The organism is Microbacterium sp. Bi128, from assembly GCF_918698205.1.
In genome coordinates this window covers 1-1,238 of the sequence record NZ_CAKKMM010001460.1, presented here as the reverse complement: position 1 = coordinate 1,238, position 1,238 = coordinate 1, and the positions used below count along the sequence as shown (strand labels likewise).

The 1,238-nt window shown below is 64.9% G+C and carries 1 protein-coding gene and 1 pseudogene; both read right to left on the bottom strand.

What is annotated here, in order from left to right; genetic code table 11:
- Window positions 1-805 (bottom strand): FAD-dependent monooxygenase (locus LQV45_RS33685; protein ID WP_230012144.1); only part of this gene is annotated, 805 nt, incomplete at its 3' end.
- Between the two features lie 79 nt (window positions 806-884).
- Window positions 885-1,238 (bottom strand): annotated as a pseudogene (locus tag LQV45_RS33680) (phosphotriesterase); the annotation flags it as partial.

Sequence of the window (1,238 nt, the reverse complement as noted above, 5' to 3'; positions counted from 1 at the left end):
TGTTGACGGTGTCCATGTCGAGGCCGCGGGCGATGTTGACGATCCGCTCGTCGAAGCCCTCCACCGTCGCCACGAGGTCATCCTTCGTGATGGTGGGGGCCCAGGTGCTGTCCGGGCACAGTGCGGTGATATCGAAGGACATCTGGTTGCGGTGGCGCAGCGGCAGCAGGTAGACCTTCGTGCCCCTGCCCATGTACATCCGCAGGTTGTCGTCCACCACCATGCCGTGGGCGTCGTCGGCGGAGATCACAGCGCGGTAGGCGTGTTCGCCGGAGAACACCGGGCCTTTGTCGCTGAAGAGCTGCTCGCGCACCACTGACTTGATGCCGTCGGCGCCGACCACCAGGTCCGCCTCGACCGTCGTGCCGTTGGTGAAGGTCAGGACGGGGCGGCCGCCCTTGTCCTCGATGGTCTCCAGCTTGTGGCCAAGGTGCACCATGCCCTGCGGCAGCACGCTCAGGAGGGCATCGATGAAGTCGCCGCGGTGGATGAGGTGGGTCTGGCTCTGCCCGCCGAACTCCGGCCAGGTGTCCTTCATGATCGGCTCACCCGTGGCGGTGAGGATTTCGAAGTAGTCGCTCGGGGAGCTTACGTTCGCGATCGTGTCGAAGATGCCCCACTGGCTGAACCGGTGCATGGTGGCAGGACGCAGCCCGATGCCGGCGCCGACCTCCCGCATCTGGGATGCCTGTTCGTACACGCTGACGTCGGCACCGAGCAGGCTCAGGGCCTTGGCCGCCGCGGCGCCGCCGTACCCCGCGCCGACGATGGCGATCTTGAGGTTCTTGATGTCTTCAGCCTTCATGGTTTCATCTCTTTCTTGACTCTTTCTGGGCCCGGGCCATGTCTGGCGGAACGGGCAAGTTGTGGTGGTCTGTCCGGGGTCAGGCGTGAAGGGACAGGAAGTCGGCCGGGTTGTCCTCAAGCAGGAGTTTGAGGGTGGCGTCGTCGATACCGGCCGCGCGCATGTCGGGGATCATGTCCTCGAAGATGTAGTTGATGGTGTGGCCCTTCACGCCCGGCCAGCCCAGCGGGCTGCAGTTTGCGTCCGCCGAGACGAGGAGCTTGTCCGCATAGCCCTTGTTCACGAGGTTGACGAAGTGCTCCATGCGTTCGGCACGTTTGCGGCCCCAGAACGGCGGATCAGGCAGCTCGAGGTCGTAGCCGAAAGTGTCGAAGCCGATGCGGCCGCCCTGCTCGTAGATCCAATCGTGCGGGGTGACCGGAGCGTTCAGGCC